Here is a 16,246-nt window from a genome sequence, read left to right as displayed (position 1 = left end):
ACCTCACGGCTCCTCCGCGCCCCGTCATTGCGAGCGCAGCGAAGCAATCCATTGGCGCCCGGCGTGCGGAAAGATGGATTGCTTCGCGGAGCCTGTCATCGGGCGGCGCTTTGCGCCGACCCGTTGGCTCGCAATGACGGGAACCTTGCGGCAGTCGGCGAAAACCCCCAGATTCGTTCCGTCCGCCGCCGAACCGTCGTGCGGCGTCGAGGAACTCGAGCGATGCCATCGACTGATCACGGTGCGGGATTTGGGCCTGCCGACCGGCTGGCGCAGGACCCGGAAAGCGTGCGCCGCCGTTTCTGGATCAAGTTCAAGAAGGTGGTGGGAAGCCTGCCTTTTGCCGAGGAACTGCTCGCCGCCTACTATTGCGCGTTCGACCGCCAGACGCCGCGCCATGTGCAGGCGGCGTTGCTCGGCGCGATCGCCTATTTCGTGCTGCCGTTCGACTTCGTGCCCGACATGCTGCCGATCCTCGGCTTCACCGACGACGCCGCCGTGCTCGCCACCGCGATCCGCATGGTGGCAAGCCACATCACCCCCGAGCACCGCGAAGCCGCCCGTGCTGCGCTGAAGCGCGGGGTGGATGATGCACCTCTCGACCCGTCGTCCTGACGTGCAAGCTTTTGCGGGCTACGGATCCTCAATCCGTCATCCTGAGGTGCGAGCCTCTTCGGCGAGCCTCGAAGGATGCACGGCCCGGCTGGTGGCCGATTCATCCTTCGAGGCTCGCAAGAGCTCGCACCTCAGGATGACGGGGGAGGGAGCTGCGTAGCCCGGATGAAGCGAAAGCGAAATCCGGGAATCTTCTCTCACGTTCGAGCACCGGCCCTGGATTTCGCTGTGCTCCATCCGGGCTACGATTTCTTAGGGTGGGCAAAGGAGCGCTAGCGACGTGCCCACCATTCTTGCTCCGTGCGCGTGATGGTGGGCACGCGTCGCTTTGCCCACACTACGCAATCGCGCTCTCAGCTTCCCGGATGCAAAATCACCTTGCCCATCGCCTTGCGGCCGGCGAGCACCTTCAGTGCTTCCGCGGTCTGCGACAGCGGGAAGGTGCGGTCGACATGCGAGGAGATCTTGCCTTCCGCGGTCCACTGCACCAGCTTCTCGAGGTTCTTGCGGTTCTTGTCCGGATTGAGCCGCGCCCAGGCGCCCCAGAACACGCCTCTGATGTCGCAGCCCTTGAGCAGCGCAAGGTTGAGCGGGATTTTTGGAATGTCGCCGGCGGCAAAGCCGATCACCAGGAAGCGGCCTTCCCACGCGGTGGAGCGCAGCGCCGCTTCGGCATAGGCGCCGCCGACCGGATCGAACACGATGTCGGCGCCCTTGCCGCCGGTCAGCTTGCGCAGGCCTTCCTTCAAATCTTCCTTGGCGTAGTTCAGCGTCAGCTCGGCGCCGTGCTGCTTTGCGAATTCGAGCTTCTCGTCCGATGAGGCGCAGGCGATCACCTTGAGGCCCATCAGCTTGCCGAGCTCGCACGCCGCAAGCCCGGTGCCTCCGGCGGCCCCTAACACCGCGAGCGTCTCGCCCGGCTTCGGGCTGGCGCGATCTTCCAGCGCATGCAGCGCGGTGCCGTAGATGATGATGATGCCGGCAGCGCGATCGTAGTCGAGATTGTCGGGGATCTTCACGATCGAGTTCGCCGGCAGCGCGATCTTGTCGCGTGCGCCGTTGTGGCCGCACGACGCCACGACGCGGTCGCCGACCTTGAGATCGGTGACGCCATCGCCGACGCTCTCGATCACGCCCGCGACTTCCGCGGCCGGCGAGAACGGGAACGGCGGCTTGATCTGGTACTTGCCCTGGATCATCAGGATATCGAAGAAGTTCAGCGCCGCCGCCTTGATCGCGATCACGGCTTCGCCCGGCGCGGCCACCGGATCGGGTACGTCAGCCAGCACGAGGTCGTCGGGTTGACAGTATTGCGAGCAGAGGATGGCTTTCATGGACACACCTGAGTTTCGGACGCAAAAAGGCTGAAAGCTTCTTTGCCGGATTTGGCGCGGAGCGACAATACAAAGCGGAGGATCAAACTATGTTTGAAAAAGGCCTGCTGGCACACAAGCGCATCCTGATCACCGGTGGCGGCTCCGGGCTCGGCGCGGCGATGGGCCGCCGCTTTGCCGAACTCGGCGCCGAATTGATCATCTGCGGACGCCGGCAGGAGCTGCTGGAAGAGACCGCAGCCAAATTCCACAGCGAATTCGGGGCGAAGGTGTCGACCGCGCGTTGCGACATCCGCGATGGCGCGGCGGTCGAGGCGATGATGGATCAGGTCTGGCAGGACGCGCCGATCGACGTTCTCGTCAACAATGCTGCCGCAACCTTCATCGCGCAGACCGAGCATCTGTCATTCCGTGCGGCGGACGCGATCCTCGCGCCGACCTTGCACGGCACGCTGTATTGCACGCTCGCCGCCGGCCGCCGCTGGATCGAGGGCAAGCACAAGGGCGTGGTGCTCTCGATCCTCTCGACCTCGACCATCACCGGCCGCGCCTTCACCGTGCCGTCGTCGATGGCCAAGACCGCGGTGCTGGCGATGACCAAGAGCCTCGCGGTGGAATGGGGCCCGAAGGGGATTCGCACGGTGGCGATTGCGCCGGGTGCGTTCCCCACTCCCGGCGCGACGGGACAGCTGCGTCCCGAGGGGCGCGGCGAGAGCTGGGCGCAGCGTGTTCCGCTCGGCCGCGCCGGTGAGCATTCCGAGTTGGCCAATCTCGCGAGCTTCCTGATCTCCGACCAGGGCGGCTACATCAATGGCGAGATGGTGGTGGTCGACGGCGGCGCGCATTTGCGCAGTTCCGGTGCCGAGGACCTGCTGCAATGGACCGACGAACAGTGGGAGAAGCAGCGCGCGGCGCGCACCAAAGCATGATGCGCAACAGGGCCACGCTGCGCGCCGATCTCTCGGTGTAACTGCCTTCCCAAACAGGCGTTTCCCGGTTATCCATCCGCGCCGGCGGGGGGCGAATCGCCGAGCCATCTTCCAGTCACAATGATGGGGGAACCAGTTGGCCGTGCGGCAAATACTGACATCATTGGCTACGTGCAGCCTCGTGTGCGGGATCGTCTTCCTTGCGCCGGTGCAGGCTGCACCCAAGAAGGATGCGAAGGAAGCGGCCAAGGAAGCAGCCAAGCCGGCGCCTTCGGCCGCCGCGGCTGCGGCCGGCGGCGCGGAGCCGACACTGATCGGGCAATTCGGCACCTGGGGCGCCTACACGGCGTCGCCGAACGGCAAGAAGGTCTGCTTTGCGCTGGCAAAGCCGTCGTCGTCCAAGACCAACCCGCCGAACCGGCCGCGCGATCCGGCCTACGCCTTCGTCTCGACCCGTCCGGCGGAGAAGGTCGTCAACGAGGTCTCGATCATGATCGGCTACGCCGTGAAGCCGGGCTCGGAATCGACGCTCCAGGTCGGCGGCGGGACCTATGCGATGTACACCCAGGGCGACGGGCTCTGGATCAAGAACGCGGCCGAGGAGGAGCGGATGGTGGAAGCCATGCGCAAATCGGCCGACGTGACGGTGAAGGCGGTCTCGGCCAAGGGCACCGAGACCACGGACACGTTTTCGCTGAAGGGCCTGTCGCAGGCGCTTGATCGGTTGAACCAGGACTGCCGACGCTAAGACTGCCGGCGTTGCGATTCGCCCAAGAGGCGTACAAGAGACGTAAAATCGAGGTATTTGGTGGCTTTCCAGCACCGGCTGGAAGGCCTATTTGAGGTTTCATGACCGACACCCAGACCACCACTGCTGTGCCCGGCGCCAATACGCTGGTCGAAAAGGTTCCGCTGGAAACCTATGTGCCGCCGGCCAAGCCGTCGCTGATCGGGCTGTCGCGCGCCGAAATCGCCGACCGCCTCGGCGAGATCGGCGTTGCGCCTGCGCAGCGCAAGATGCGCACCCAGCAGCTCTGGCACTGGATGTATTTCCGCGGCGCCAAGAACTTTGCCGAGATGACCAACGTCTCGAAGGACATGCGCGCCGAGCTGGAAAAGCATTTCACCGTCGACCGTCCCGAGGTGGTTGCCGAGCAGATCTCCAACGACGGCACCCGCAAATGGCTGCTGCGGCTGCCGAGCGGCAACGCGCTGGAGCGGCCGCACGAGGTCGAGTGCGTCTACATCCCCGAGACCGATCGCGGCACGCTCTGTGTGTCCTCGCAGGTCGGCTGCACGCTGAACTGCGCGTTCTGCCATACCGGCACGCAGCGGCTGGTGCGCAATCTCACCGCCGGCGAGATCGTCGGCCAGGTGATGGTGGCGCGCGACCGGCTCAATGATTGGGCCGACCGCGAGGACGGCACGCGGCGCGTCACCAACATCGTGATGATGGGGATGGGCGAGCCGCTGTACAATTTCGACGCGGTGCGCGATGCGCTTCTGATCGTCGCCGACAATGAGGGCATCGGCATTTCGCGCCGGCGCATTACGCTGTCGACCTCGGGCGTGGTGCCGAACATTGCGCGCACCGGCGAGGAGATCGGCGTGATGCTCGCGATCTCGCTGCACGCGGTGCGCGACGAACTGCGCAACGAGCTGGTGCCGCTGAACCGCAAGTATCCGATCAAGGACTTGCTGCAGGCCTGCCGCGATTACCCCGGCGCCTCGAACGCGCGGCGCATCACCTTCGAATATGTGATGCTGAAGGGCGTCAACGATTCGCTCGATGATGCGAAACTGCTGGTGAAGCTGCTCAAGGGCATTCCGGCGAAGATCAATCTGATCCCGTTCAATCCATGGCCGGGCACGGCCTACGAATGCTCGGACTGGGACCAGATCGAAAAATTCTCCGAATACATCTTCAACGCCGGCTATTCCTCGCCGGTGCGCACCCCGCGCGGCCGCGACATCCTCGCCGCCTGCGGCCAGCTCAAGTCGGAGACCGAAAAGCTCTCCGCGCGCGAGCGCCAGGCGCTGCGCGCGATGGCGATGACGGATTGAGTGTTGTGGCGCACCGCGCTCTCCATATCGTCATTGCGAGCGCAGCGAAGCAATCCATCCTTCCGCGCACTCGGTGGCAATGGATTGCTTCGCTGCGCTCGCAATGACGGGGAGGTAGCATGGCGCTGATCGGCCGCCTGTTCGTCGTGTTCTTCGCCTTCCTGATGGCCTGCTTTGTCGCCGGCGCCATCGTGGTCGGCGCGGTGCTGTATCCCGAGATCAGCGATTTCGGCGGACAGATGGACCAGAGCGCGATCAACATCGTGCTCGGCTTCGGCTTCATCTTCATTTCCGGCTTCGCGCTGCTGCCCGCGCTGATCGTGGTGCTGATCACCGAGGCCTTCTATATCCGCAGCGTGCTGGCCTATGCGGTCGGTGGCGCGGTGGTCGGCGCGGCCTGCTATCTCGGCCTGATCCCGTTCGATCCCGATACGATGCGGTTCGACGGCATCGTGCGCCGGCATTTGGAGATCATGACCGGCGCCGGCATCGTCGCCGGCCTGGTCTACTGGCTGATCGCCGGCCGTAGCGCCGGCGCCTGGCGCGAGCCGCCGCGCCCGCTGACGCCGCCGCCGCCATTGCCGTCGCATTCGCGGCCGCAGCCGTGATCCTGAGAGGGTGTGAAGCTTTGTCCTCACCCACCGCTGTCATCGCCCGGCCTGTGCGCAATTGCGCACATGGACCGGGCGATCCAGTACGCCGCGGCCTCTCGCTTCTATCACCGGCGTCTCTGGAATACTGGATCACCCGGTCAAGCCGGGTGATGACACCGAGCAAGCTGAGCAAACCAACACCGTCATCCCCGCGCAAAGGCTTCGCCCTTGTGCGGGGATGACGATCACCCGCTACTTCCCTTGTCCCGCCGCCTCGGCTAAACCGCGCGCCATGAACCGGACCGGACTTGTCATCGCGCTTGGACTCGCGCTCGTCGTCGGCGTCCTGTTCGGGATCTTTCCCGAGCTCGACCTCAAGCTGGCGGCACTGTTCTACGATGCCGCGCAAAAAACCTTTCCGCTCAAGCTCGACGCATTGGCGGCGTTCGCGCGCGATGCGGCGATGTGGATCGCCTGGGCGCTGGTGCTGCCGGCGATCGTCGCCATCGTGGTGAAGTTCATTCGCCCCGACCGCCCGATGCTGATGTCGGGCCGCGCCGCGGTCTTCCTGCTCGCGACGATGCTGCTGTCCGCCGGCGTGCTCACCAACTTCACCTTCAAGAGCTATTGGGGCCGGCCGCGCCCGGTGGTGGTGACGCAGTTCGGCGGCGACCTGCAATTCGTGCCCTGGTGGGACCCGCGCGGCGCCTGCCCGCGCAACTGCTCGTTCTTCTCCGGCGAGGGCGCCACCGCGTTCTGGACCTATGCCCCGGCGGCGCTGACGCCGCCGGCCTGGCGGCCGCTGGCCTTTGCCGCGGCGACCGTGTTCGGCGTCGTCACCAGCGGGCTCAGGATGGCGTTCGGCGGCCATTTCTTCACCGACGTCGCGATCGCCGGCCTGGTCTCGTTCCTGGTGGTCTGGCTGTTCTATGCCCTGATCTACCGCTGGGCGGCGACGCGGCTGACCGACGCGCAGGTCGATGCGGCGCTGACCCGGCTGGCCCAGCCCGGCTATCGCCTGATGCAGCGCTGGCGCGGCCAGCGGCAGGCGCAGTCCGGTCAGCCGCAGGCCTGATTAAAGGCGTGCCCAGCCTGCCGAAATTTGTTATTCGGCCACGTCAAACACCACCGTTTTCGACCGATTGGACCGTCCCATGAGCACGATTCTGAAGAGCCTCCCCACCGGCGAGAAAGTCGGCATCGCATTTTCGGGCGGGCTCGACACCTCGGCGGCGCTGCTCTGGATGAAGCAGAAGGGCGCCAAGGTGTTCGCCTACACCGCCAATCTCGGCCAGCCCGACGAGGCCGACTACGACGCGATCCCGCGCAAGGCGATGGAGTTCGGCGCCGAGAAGGCCCGCCTGGTCGATTGCCGCACCCAGCTGGTGCATGAGGGCATCGCCGCGATCCAGTCCGGCGCGTTCCACATCTCGACCGGCGGCATCACCTATTTCAACACCACGCCGCTCGGCCGCGCGGTGACCGGCACCATGCTGGTGGCGGCGATGCAGGAGGACGGCGTCAACATCTGGGGCGACGGCTCGACCTACAAGGGCAACGACATCGAGCGCTTCTACCGCTACGGCCTGCTCACCAATCCGAGCCTGCGCATCTACAAGCCCTGGCTCGACCAGCAGTTCATCGACGAACTCGGCGGTCGCGCCGAGATGTCGGCGTTCATGACCGCGCAGGGCTTTGCCTACAAGATGAGCGCGGAGAAGGCCTATTCGACCGACAGCAACCTGCTCGGCGCCACCCACGAGGCCAAGGATCTCGAGAGTCTTTCCAGCGGCATCACCATCGTCAACCCGATCATGGGCGTGCCGTTCTGGCGCGCCGATTGCGACGTCAAGCCTGAGAAGGTTTCGGTGCGCTTCGCGGAGGGCCAGCCGGTCGCGCTGAACGGCAAGACCTTTGCCGATCCGGTGGCGCTGTTCCTCGAGGCCAATGCGATCGGCGGCCGCCACGGCCTCGGCATGAGCGACCAGATCGAGAACCGCATCATCGAGGCCAAGAGCCGCGGCATCTACGAGGCGCCGGGCATGGCGCTCTTGCACATCGCCTATGAGCGCCTCGTCACCGGCATTCACAACGAGGATACGATCGAGCAGTACCGCACCAGCGGCATGCGGCTCGGCCGCCTGCTGTATCAGGGCCGCTGGTTCGATTCGCAGGCCTTGATGCTGCGCGAGACCGCGCAGCGCTGGGTGGCGCGCGCCGTCACCGGCGAGGTGACCTTCGAGCTGCGCCGCGGCAACGACTATTCGATTCTCAACACCGAGAGCCCGAACCTGACTTACGCGCCGGAACGGCTCAGCATGGAGAAGGTCGAGGACGCCGCCTTCACGCCGGCCGATCGCATCGGCCAGCTGACGATGCGCAATCTGGACATCGCCGACAGCCGCGCCAAGCTCGGCATCTACGGCAACACCGGACTGATCTCCGGCGGCCAGGGCTCGGAGATCTTCAAGCTCGAGAGCGACAAGGGCTGATCGCACGTCCGCGCCACAAACTCGCCGTCATCCCGGCGAAGGCCGGGACGACGTGTGGAGAGATTTGCGGCCTACTTCACCCTGAGCGCATCCAGCAGCGAGCGAAATGCACGCGCGTAATCCGCGCCGCTCTTGCCGATGTCCGGTCCGGCCGACACCGCAACCGCGGCCTCCGTCACCGCGCCGAGCAGCAGCCGCGCCAGGGGCTCGATCGGCTGCTTTGCGATCACGCCGGCCTCCATCGCCGCCGAAAGCGCGCGCGGAAACTTTCCGCCGAAATGTTTGGCGTCGATCTCGCGCCAGCGCTCCCAGCCGAGTACGGCGGGGCCATCGCGCAGAATGATCTGGCCGGTCGGGCCTTTGGCGCAGGCCGCGAAATAGCCCTGCGTGCCCGCGGCCATCGCCGCGAGCGGATCGTTTTCCGCGCGCGAGATGCGATCGAGATCGGCGACGAGGTCGAGCGAGACCTGCTCGAACACCGCCTCGAAGACCGCCTCCTTGGTCGCGAAGTGATGATAGACCGCGCCCTTTGCCACCCGCGCGCCACTGGCGATGTCGTCCATCGTCGCCGCCGCAAAACCGCGCTCGCCAAAGATGCGACGCGCCGCCTTGACGATCGCCGCTCTGGTCTTCTCGCGCCGCTCGGCCTGGGTTGCCATGATCCATCTCTAACTCAGTTCCATCTGCAAGCCAATTGACTTACCGACTTGCAGTCGATAAATACCGACCAATAGTCGGTAAATGGAGCATCGCTATGCCGTCCCTGAAAACCCTGCAGGCCTTCGCCGACACGGTCGAAGCCAACGACCATGTCGGCGCGATCAAAAACTTCTACGCCGCCGACGCCCGCACCCAGGAGAACGACGGCGAACGGCGGGTCGGGCGCGAGGCGCTGGCGGCGCGCGAGGCGGCGGTGCTGGCCGCGGTCGCCGGCGTGAAAACCACGCGGCTCGGGCCGCTGCTGCTCGACGGCGATCATTCCGCGATCTGCTGGCGGTTCGAATTCACCGGCAAGGACGGCAAGGTCCGCAGCATGGAGGAGGTCGCCTGGCAGACCTGGCGCGGCGAGGAGTTGATCGAGGAGCGCTTCTTCTACGATCCCGCGCAGATGGGGCGGTGAGCATTCTCTGCAATACAATCATACCGCTTGTGGTGGAGGCGGCTACTTTGCATGGGGTTGTTTTTCGTCATTTTAGGAAGCGCGTCCCTGCGTCCGGCTCCTCAAACAAAAATGGCCGGGATCGCTCCCGGCCATTTCACATCGTAATGGGTCACCCGCTCAGCGCGGCGGCGGCGCGGCGGAGGCGGTGCCGCCGTTGAGCAGCGGGGTGATGCGGCGGACGGTGACGCGCCGGTTGATGCGGCTCGGTCCGTCGGTCTGCTCCTTGAGATACTGCTCGCCGTAGCCCTGCGAGGTCAGGTTCTCGGCCGGCACGTTGAACTGCTGGGTCAGCAATTCCGCCGCCGACTGCGCCCGGCGATCCGACAGCGACAGATTGTCGACGTCGTTACCGACCGCGTCGGTGTGGCCCTCGATCAGGAACACCTCGCTCGGGTTGCGCTGGAGCGCGCGGTTGATGCCGTCGGCGATCACCTGCAGCTTCGCGGCCTGGTCCGGCGGGATGGTCCACGACCCGGTGTCGAAGGTGATGGTGTCGATGTCGACGCTCGGCATCCGCATCCGGACGTTGGGGCTGTAGCGGATCTCGTCGAGCGAGTAGCGGCGGTCGATCCGCTCCACCGGCGGCGCCTCCATGGTCTCGTAGATCACGTCGGGCGAGGCATCGTCGGCGCTGACGATGTAGCGGTCGTAGGGAATGTTCACCACCGGCGGCGGCACGTCGACATAGAAGCCGCCGACCGCGCGCGGATCGCGGTAGCTGTTGTCGATGATGACGACCTCGCGGCCGCCGCGATCCCTGCGGATCCGGCGCAGCATCTGGCCGTCGCGGCCGACCACCGTGATGATCTCGGTGCCGTCGGGCCGCACCACGACGGTGCGGGTCTCGCCGCCGACCGTCTCGGTGCGGATGTCGCGCGCGCCGTAGCGGAAGCGATAGATATCGTCGCCGCGGACATAGGCCTGGCCGCTCGGGTCGCGGACGATGATGCGGTCGGGCTCGGTGTAGATGGTGCGGCCGTCCTCGACCACCTCGCGCCGCTCGTTGTGCAGGTCGGCGATGGTGCCGCCGATGAGGGCGCCGGCGACCACGCCGGCCCCGACCGCAGCGCCGATCGCGAGCGGCTTGATGTTGTCATGCCGCGGCGGTGGCGGCAGCGGGGCTGCAACCGTCGGCGCGCGCTGGAACGCCGGTGCGACCGTCGGCGGGGCGTATTGCGCGCGGCCGGGCGGCGGCGTTGCGGCCGCCGAGCCGGGCACCACGCTCGGCGCGGTGGCGCCGTCGCGGCGCACCAGCGGGGCTCCGCCCGCCGGTGGCGTGGCTGCGGCTCCACCTGCCGGCGGCGGAGTTGTCGGTGTTGCACCGGGCGCGCCGGGCCGTGCCGGGGGCACACCTGCTGCGGGCGGCGGGGTCGTCGGCGTAGCGCCAGGTGCACCGGGCCGCGCCGGCGGCACACCACCGGCCGCGGGCGGAGGCGTCGGCGCCGGAGTGGCGGCACCACCGGGCTGCGTCGGCAGCGTGCCCGGCCGTGCCGGCGGCGTCGCGCCACCTGCAGCGGGCGGTGTCGTCGGCGAAGGTGCGGGCGAACCCTGCGGTGCCGGCGTGGCGCCACCGGGCGGCGTGCCTGGGGCTGGCCGTGCGCCGGGAGCGCCCGGCGGCGGTCCACCTTGCGGGCGCGCACCTGGCGTCGGGCTCGGCGTGGCCGGCGTAGGCGTTGCTGCCGCGGGCGGCGCTCCGGGGCGAGCCGGCGGAGCGGCGCCCGGTGTCGGAGGGCTCGGCCGCTCGGGCGTTGCGGCGGCAGGCGGTGGTGTCGGTGTGGGACGCGCCGGGGCAGCCGCGGGCGGCGGCGGGGGCGTTGGACGCGCCGGTGCGGCCGCGGGTGGCGGAGTTGGCGTCGGACGCGCCGGTGCGGCCGCGGGTGGCGGGGTCGGCGTCGGATGCGCGGGCGCTGCGGCCGGAGGTGGCGGCGGTGTCGGACGGGCAGGCGCGGCCGCGGGCGGGGGCGGCGGCGGAGCCGGCCGTGCCGGTGCGGCCGCAGGCGGAGCAGGCGGCGTCGGATGTGCTGGTGCGGCTGCGGGCGGCGGGGGCGGCGGTGTCGGACGTGCAGGTGCTGCCGCGGGCGGCGGGGCCGGCGGTGTTGGTGCGGGACGTGCGGGCGCGGCGGCCGGAGGCTGTCCCGGCGGATGCGCAGCGGGTCCGCCCGGCGCGGGTCGCGCCGGCTGCTTCGGTCGTCCGTCCGGTCCAGTCTCTTCCCGTGGCTGCGCCTGGGCGACGACGAGCGGCGCAGTTTGCGCATGCGATGCGGAGGCGGCGAACTGCGACACCGTCAGTGCAGTCGTGGCGAGCAGCACGAGACGAAGCTTTGTCATGATCTTGGAATCCCCGGCGGAAGGTCTGGGCAGGAAGAAGAAAACGTGAGAACCGAACAAATTCGGCGACACGATGAACCTCCAGCGGTGAGGCCGCATTGTGGCGAGCAACGAATCGCGGACGCAGTTTATTTCGGCATCATAACGGGTTGCATATGACTTTGTTCACGGCGCATTCAGAAGAAATGCCCGGACACAACTATTCGTCGTGGAACTCGCCGCGCGCCGCGCGCAAACATCGTGCGCAAACAGTGGCTAGGGGTGCAGCCAATTCGCCCGCGTCTGTTGGCGATCCGTCGCGGGCGGCGGGCCGGTCGGACCGGGCGGCCCGCGCACCGGTGACTCCTCGGGCGTGTTGCCGGGCAGTTCGTCCGGCCGCGCCGGTTCGCCCGGTTCATGCACCGGCGGCGGAACCTCGGGGTTGGGATTGCCGGGAGGAATCCCCGGCGGCGGCTCGCCCGGCGTGCCCGGCGTCGTCGGCGGAATCTCGGGCGGCTCGATCGGCATCATGGCTCCATTGATGTCGAAGCGATAACCGGCCGCGTGCTGCGACGTTCCTGCGCCGCTTGAGCTCATTCAGGCGTGTGGCAGACCGCCTCGATGTTGTGGCCGTCGGGATCGAGCACGAACGCTCCGTAGTAGTTTTGGTGATAATGCGGGCGAATGCCCGGTGCGCCATTGTCGCGGCCGCCGGCCGATATCGCCGCCTGGTAGAAGGCGTCGACGGTGGCGCGGTCCTTTGCCGTGATGGCGACATGCACCGGCTTGTTCATCGCGCCTTCGCCGCCAATCCAGAAGTCCGGCTTGCCATTGGCGCCGAAGCCGGCCGCGGGCCCGTGCCCGGTCACCTCAGCCGGCACTTCCATGATCAGGCCGTAGCCGAGCGGCGCCAGCGCCGCCTGATAGAACGCTTTTGCGCGCGCGTAGTCGGAAACTGAAAAGCCGACGTGGTCGATCATCGCGAGGTTTCCTTTCTTGCTGGCGGATGTGCGTCCGCAATCTCGCTCTACCTCCCCCTGCAAAGGGGAGGTCGCTTTGCTCGCAAGAGCAAAGCGGGTGGGGATCTGCTCTCTCCGCTGAGAGCATCGTCTGTGGCTGACCCCCATCCCGACCTTCCCCCTTTCAGGGGGAAGGGGAAGATAGGTCCGTCGTCCGGAGCGGCCAAAACTCACCCGCGCACGAGCAGCGTGTTGCTGCGCGTGCGGCCCTGGTCGACGTAACCACGCATGTGCATGTCGGCAATGCAGTCGTCGGTCCATTCATCCTTCGACAGATGCTCGATCACCACCGCGCGCGGCCACAGCGCTTCAGGCGCGTCGCGGAAGAAGCCGATCAGCACGCGATCCTCAAAGCCCTCGACGTCGATCTTCAGCGCGTCGACCTGGCGCGCGCCGGCCTCCTCAAGGATGCGCTGCAGCCGCAGCGACGGCACCTTGAAGGCCTTGCCCGTCGGCGTGCCGGTGACGATGTGGCTGGCGCCGAGATTGTCGCCGTCGGTCTCGATCATCAATTCGCCGTCGGTCGGGCCCGCGGCGGCGGCGACCAGTCGCACCTGCGTATAGCCGGAGGCCGCCGTGTTGAAGGCGAGCCGCGCATGCGTCACCGGATGCGGCTCGATCGCGATCACCTTTCCAGTCGGCCCGACGTCGCGCGCCAGCGCCAGCGCGTAGGTGCCGACATTGGCGCCGAGATCGACGAAGGTGCCGCCCGCGGCGACATGGCGGCGCAGGAACTGCAGCTCCTCGAGATTGTAATCGGGATTGAACAGCGCGCCGCGCTCGGTGGCGCTGGCCTGATGATAGAAACGGAACGAGGCGCCCTGATACGGCACGTCGAGCGGCCCCGCGCCGAACAGGTTGACCAGCCGCGACAGCCAGGGCCGGAACGCGCCGCGCTTCAGCCCGGTCGCATGCGCAAGCCGGATGATCGCGGCCTGCGCCGGATTCGGCGCGAACGCGCCGAACGGCGCCGGTGAAAGATCGTTGCTGGGGATCAAGCGGTATCCTCGTCAAAAGCGGCGCATGCATAGCCGGTTTTGCCGCCGACTCCAACGGGCCGTTACGCCGCTCTGCCCGCTGCGTTCCGCTGCCCCAGAAAGCGCCCGAACAACCTTCGCCTGCCCTTGCGCGGAATCAGGTCGATGTCGCTGACCAGCTTGGCGCCACCCTTGCGCCGCTCCAGCACGATCTTGCGGCTGTGGAAGGCCTCGAGCTCGGCGCGATGACCGACGCTGACGATGGTCGCCTTCGGCAACTCCTTCGTCACCATCTCCATCATCTTGTCCTGGCTCTTCTCGTCGAGCGCCGAGGTCGCCTCGTCGAGCACGACGATGTCAGGGCTGTGCAGCAGCAGACGGGCAAAGGCGAGCCGCTGCTTTTCGCCGCCGGACAAAGTCTGGTCCCACGGCGCATCCTCTTCGAGCTTGTCCTTGAGATGATCGAGGCCGACCTTGTACAGGGCTTCGCCCATCTCTTCGACGCTCCAGTCATCTGCGGCGCCCGGATAGGCCACTGCGCGCCGCAGCGTGCCGGACGGCACGTAGGACTTTTGCGGCAGCATGAACAGGCGGCGATCCGCGTGCAGGCCGACGCTGCCGCCGCCCCACGGCCATAGCCCGGCGATCGCCCGCACCAGCGTGCTCTTGCCGGTGCCGGACTCGCCGGCGACCAGCAAACGCTCGCCGGCTACGATTTCCACCTCGGTCTCGCCGACCACGGCGGTGCCGTCATCGAGTGTGACCGAGAGATCGTTGAGGCTGAGCATCGCCGCGCCTTCGGTTTCGTCACGCTGGATGCGGCCAAAGCCGTCGCCGGTCTCGGCGCGCTCGAGCCCGTCCAGCGACATCATCAGCGAAGCGATGCGGCGCGCGCAGGCGTTCCAGTCGGCCAGCCGCGGATAATTGTCGACCAGCCATCCGAACGCGGTCTGCACGATGGTGAAGGCCGAGGCCGCCTGCATCACCTGGCCCAGCGACATGCTGCCGTCGAGAAATTTTGGCGCACACAGCAGCAGCGGAACGACCGGCGCGATCAGGTTCGACCCCTGCGACACCAGTGTCGTGCGCATGTGCTGGCCGGCGAGCCGCGCCCATTGCCGCAGCACGTTCGAGAATGTCCTGTCGATGCCGTCGCGCTCTTCGGCCTCGCCGCCGAGCAGCGCGATGCTCTCGCCGTTCTCGCGCACGCGGGTCAGGGTATAGCGGAGTTCGGCCTCGGCCTGGTTCTTGTCCTCGGAGATCTGCGCGAAGCTGCGGCCGATCGCCATGATCGAGCCGGACGCGATCGCGGCATAGATGACGGCGGCGACGACGAGGAAGCCGGGGATGGTGATGGAGGAGCCGCCGAGTGTCAGCGTCAGCGCGCCGCCGATCGTCCAGAGCACGACGATGAAGGTGATCGCGGACAGCAGCGCGGAGGTGACGCCGGCGACGAAGTCGACCGGCGAGTCGGTTGCGATCCGCAGATCCTCGGCGATGCGATATTCCGGGTTCTTGTGATCGCCCTCGACCAGGTTGAGCTGATAGTAGCGGCCGTTGGTCAGCCAGCGCGATACCACCGCGTTGGTCAGCCAGGCGCGCCAGCGGCGCTGGATGCCCATCCGGGCGAACACCTGGGCGACGCCGAGCAGCACGCTGCCGATCGCGAGCGGAACGAAGATCGCCGTCAGCTGGAAGACGCTGATCGAATCGCGCTTCTCGATCGCATCGAAGATCTCGCGATTCCAGACATTGATGCCGTACTGAACCGCGACATGGGCGATGATGAGTAGCCCGAGGCCGATCGTGAACAGCCACGCCAGGCGGTCGCCGCTGCGGCCCCAATAGCCGCGCGCGCTGATCCAGAACCGCGTCAGCAAATACTCTTTGCGGACCTGCTCGGCTTCCTCGGGCGACAGTTCGGGATCGGGTTCAAGCGCCTCCGGCGGCGGCGGCTCGGTATGGTCGCCATTCTCGGCGGTCACGTCGACGAATTCGGACGTATCGTCCGCGGCCTGCTCCTCGACGTCTTTATCGGGCGGCTTTGCCTTGGTCTTTGCTTTGGCGCGCTTGGCAGACGACGAGGTCTCGGTGGACGACCTCTTCTTTAGCTGCGATCCGGATTTGGCCGCGACCTTGCCCATGGGTTTGCAACGCGAGGGAAATCAATCGGTTCCCGGACAGGCCTGACGGCAAACCGCGAGCGCGGCGTCCTGTTCACCTGGTTTGGATGCGAGACGCGCCGGTTGTCCTCTGGCCTTGACGACTGCTGCGCGTATCGGAGGAGACGTGTGCAGGTGACAGGGTTGTCAAATCCGATCTCGGTGCGTCGCAGGCAGGAAACGTATTCCTCAGCCATGTCAGCGCACGCGCCATCGAGGCTGTATGCCTTCTGATGGCTGATTCTTTTGATCTGGAAACACTCATCGAAGTTATCCCATGATATCTCGAAGTTATCCCATGATATCGCTTCGTCGGGATGCGCGCCCGCTTCCTTCGCGATGCTGGCGCGAACGAATGAATTGTCCTGGCTTTTCTGAAATGAAGTTGCGGGATGCGAATTCGCCTCGCGATCCGGTACTGGCGTGACAACTTCGTGTCGGCCGCTTTGGTTCCTGGAAAAGCCCGCGTCGATCCGTTCCGCCTGAGGCGTTTGCACCATGAATTAGTCTAAGACGACCCTCGGCATGGCTCGCGCACGGGACGCGTGGAGAGGCAATGTGCTCAATCCCATCCCCGTCATCCTGAGGTGCG

16 protein-coding genes are annotated in these 16,246 nt (G+C 66.8%); 8 read left to right on the top strand and 8 right to left on the bottom strand.

What is annotated here, in order from left to right:
• The first annotated feature begins 222 nt into the window (after positions 1 to 222).
• Complete coding sequence (locus tag CI41S_RS02945) at positions 223 to 615, top strand: YkvA family protein (RefSeq protein ID WP_139857331.1); 393 nt, start codon at positions 223 to 225, stop codon at positions 613 to 615.
• 353 nt (positions 616 to 968) lie between these two features.
• On the opposite strand, the gene CI41S_RS02940 is transcribed toward CI41S_RS02945, so the two are convergent.
• Complete coding sequence (locus CI41S_RS02940; protein ID WP_139857328.1) at positions 969 to 1,949, bottom strand: NADPH:quinone oxidoreductase family protein; 981 nt, start codon at positions 1,947 to 1,949, stop codon at positions 969 to 971.
• Positions 1,950 to 2,038: 89 nt separating this feature from the next.
• Between CI41S_RS02940 and CI41S_RS02935 the strand changes: the two genes are divergently transcribed.
• The 6 genes from CI41S_RS02935 (at position 2,039) to argG (ending at position 8,027) form a co-directional block, all read left to right on the top strand.
• Positions 2,039 to 2,878: an SDR family oxidoreductase gene (locus tag CI41S_RS02935; protein WP_139857325.1), complete on the top strand. Its 840-nt coding sequence runs from the start codon at positions 2,039 to 2,041 to the stop codon at positions 2,876 to 2,878.
• A gap of 181 nt (positions 2,879 to 3,059) precedes the next feature.
• Complete coding sequence (locus CI41S_RS02930; protein ID WP_430649992.1) at positions 3,060 to 3,626, top strand: invasion associated locus B family protein; 567 nt, start codon at positions 3,060 to 3,062, stop codon at positions 3,624 to 3,626.
• Positions 3,627 to 3,727: 101 nt separating this feature from the next.
• On the top strand, positions 3,728 to 4,942 hold the full coding sequence (gene rlmN / locus CI41S_RS02925) for a dual-specificity RNA methyltransferase RlmN (protein WP_139857321.1): 1,215 nt from the start codon (positions 3,728 to 3,730) through the stop codon (positions 4,940 to 4,942).
• A gap of 119 nt (positions 4,943 to 5,061) precedes the next feature.
• Positions 5,062 to 5,550: a hypothetical protein gene (locus tag CI41S_RS02920; RefSeq protein ID WP_139857319.1), complete on the top strand. Its 489-nt coding sequence runs from the start codon at positions 5,062 to 5,064 to the stop codon at positions 5,548 to 5,550.
• Positions 5,551 to 5,827: 277 nt separating this feature from the next.
• Positions 5,828 to 6,610, top strand: coding sequence for a phosphatase PAP2 family protein (locus tag CI41S_RS02915; RefSeq protein ID WP_139858546.1), 783 nt, complete (start codon positions 5,828 to 5,830; stop codon positions 6,608 to 6,610).
• A 79-nt stretch (positions 6,611 to 6,689) separates the two neighbouring features.
• Positions 6,690 to 8,027: an argininosuccinate synthase gene (gene argG, locus CI41S_RS02910; RefSeq protein ID WP_139857317.1), complete on the top strand. Its 1,338-nt coding sequence runs from the start codon at positions 6,690 to 6,692 to the stop codon at positions 8,025 to 8,027.
• A gap of 71 nt (positions 8,028 to 8,098) precedes the next feature.
• On the opposite strand, the gene CI41S_RS02905 is transcribed toward argG, so the two are convergent.
• Complete coding sequence (locus tag CI41S_RS02905; protein WP_139857315.1) at positions 8,099 to 8,686, bottom strand: TetR/AcrR family transcriptional regulator; 588 nt, start codon at positions 8,684 to 8,686, stop codon at positions 8,099 to 8,101.
• Positions 8,687 to 8,781: 95 nt separating this feature from the next.
• On the opposite strand from CI41S_RS02905, the gene CI41S_RS02900 reads away from it, so the two are divergent.
• Positions 8,782 to 9,147, top strand: coding sequence for a nuclear transport factor 2 family protein (locus CI41S_RS02900; RefSeq protein ID WP_139857313.1), 366 nt, complete (start codon positions 8,782 to 8,784; stop codon positions 9,145 to 9,147).
• A 159-nt stretch (positions 9,148 to 9,306) separates the two neighbouring features.
• Here the strand turns inward: CI41S_RS02900 and CI41S_RS02895 are convergent, their stop codons facing one another.
• The 6 genes from CI41S_RS02895 to CI41S_RS02870 form a co-directional block, all read right to left on the bottom strand.
• On the bottom strand, positions 9,307 to 11,517 hold the full coding sequence (locus CI41S_RS02895) for an OmpA family protein (RefSeq protein ID WP_139857311.1): 2,211 nt from the start codon (positions 11,515 to 11,517) through the stop codon (positions 9,307 to 9,309).
• A gap of 255 nt (positions 11,518 to 11,772) precedes the next feature.
• A complete protein-coding gene (locus tag CI41S_RS02890) occupies positions 11,773 to 12,024 on the bottom strand; it encodes a hypothetical protein (RefSeq protein WP_139479642.1) in 252 nt (83 codons plus the stop codon).
• Positions 12,025 to 12,089: 65 nt separating this feature from the next.
• On the bottom strand, positions 12,090 to 12,476 hold the full coding sequence (locus CI41S_RS02885) for a VOC family protein (protein ID WP_139857309.1): 387 nt from the start codon (positions 12,474 to 12,476) through the stop codon (positions 12,090 to 12,092).
• A 209-nt stretch (positions 12,477 to 12,685) separates the two neighbouring features.
• Positions 12,686 to 13,513, bottom strand: a complete 828-nt coding sequence (locus CI41S_RS02880; RefSeq protein ID WP_139857306.1) for an FkbM family methyltransferase — start codon at positions 13,511 to 13,513, stop codon at positions 12,686 to 12,688.
• A gap of 62 nt (positions 13,514 to 13,575) precedes the next feature.
• Complete coding sequence (locus tag CI41S_RS02875) at positions 13,576 to 15,636, bottom strand: ABC transporter ATP-binding protein/permease (RefSeq protein WP_139857305.1); 2,061 nt, start codon at positions 15,634 to 15,636, stop codon at positions 13,576 to 13,578.
• Positions 15,600 to 16,154: a hypothetical protein gene (locus CI41S_RS02870; RefSeq protein WP_139857304.1), complete on the bottom strand. Its 555-nt coding sequence runs from the start codon at positions 16,152 to 16,154 to the stop codon at positions 15,600 to 15,602. The genes CI41S_RS02875 and CI41S_RS02870 overlap by 37 nt, the downstream gene beginning before the upstream one ends.
• Positions 16,155 to 16,246: the final 92 nt, after the last annotated feature.

Source organism: Bradyrhizobium ivorense, from assembly GCF_900696085.1.
In the GTDB taxonomy this organism is placed as follows: Bacteria; Pseudomonadota; Alphaproteobacteria; order Rhizobiales; family Xanthobacteraceae; genus Bradyrhizobium; species Bradyrhizobium ivorense.
This window is presented reverse-complemented; position numbering and strand designations above follow the sequence as displayed.

Excerpts from the sequence above, each read along its gene's own strand:
- CI41S_RS02945 (WP_139857331.1), top strand. The coding sequence starts at position 223 with ATGCCATCGACTGATCACGGTGCGGGATTTGGGCCTGCCGACCGGCTG.
- CI41S_RS02940 (WP_139857328.1), bottom strand. The coding sequence starts at position 1,949 with ATGAAAGCCATCCTCTGCTCGCAATACTGTCAACCCGACGACCTCGTG.
- CI41S_RS02935 (WP_139857325.1), top strand. The coding sequence starts at position 2,039 with ATGTTTGAAAAAGGCCTGCTGGCACACAAGCGCATCCTGATCACCGGT.
- rlmN (WP_139857321.1), top strand. The coding sequence starts at position 3,728 with ATGACCGACACCCAGACCACCACTGCTGTGCCCGGCGCCAATACGCTG.
- CI41S_RS02920 (WP_139857319.1), top strand. The coding sequence starts at position 5,062 with ATGGCGCTGATCGGCCGCCTGTTCGTCGTGTTCTTCGCCTTCCTGATG.
- CI41S_RS02915 (WP_139858546.1), top strand. The coding sequence starts at position 5,828 with ATGAACCGGACCGGACTTGTCATCGCGCTTGGACTCGCGCTCGTCGTC.
- argG (WP_139857317.1), top strand. The coding sequence starts at position 6,690 with ATGAGCACGATTCTGAAGAGCCTCCCCACCGGCGAGAAAGTCGGCATC.
- CI41S_RS02905 (WP_139857315.1), bottom strand. The coding sequence starts at position 8,686 with ATGGCAACCCAGGCCGAGCGGCGCGAGAAGACCAGAGCGGCGATCGTC.
- CI41S_RS02900 (WP_139857313.1), top strand. The coding sequence starts at position 8,782 with ATGCCGTCCCTGAAAACCCTGCAGGCCTTCGCCGACACGGTCGAAGCC.
- CI41S_RS02895 (WP_139857311.1), bottom strand. The coding sequence starts at position 11,517 with ATGACAAAGCTTCGTCTCGTGCTGCTCGCCACGACTGCACTGACGGTG.
- CI41S_RS02890 (WP_139479642.1), bottom strand. The coding sequence starts at position 12,024 with ATGCCGATCGAGCCGCCCGAGATTCCGCCGACGACGCCGGGCACGCCG.
- CI41S_RS02885 (WP_139857309.1), bottom strand. The coding sequence starts at position 12,476 with ATGATCGACCACGTCGGCTTTTCAGTTTCCGACTACGCGCGCGCAAAA.
- CI41S_RS02875 (WP_139857305.1), bottom strand. The coding sequence starts at position 15,636 with ATGGGCAAGGTCGCGGCCAAATCCGGATCGCAGCTAAAGAAGAGGTCG.
- CI41S_RS02870 (WP_139857304.1), bottom strand. The coding sequence starts at position 16,154 with ATGGTGCAAACGCCTCAGGCGGAACGGATCGACGCGGGCTTTTCCAGG.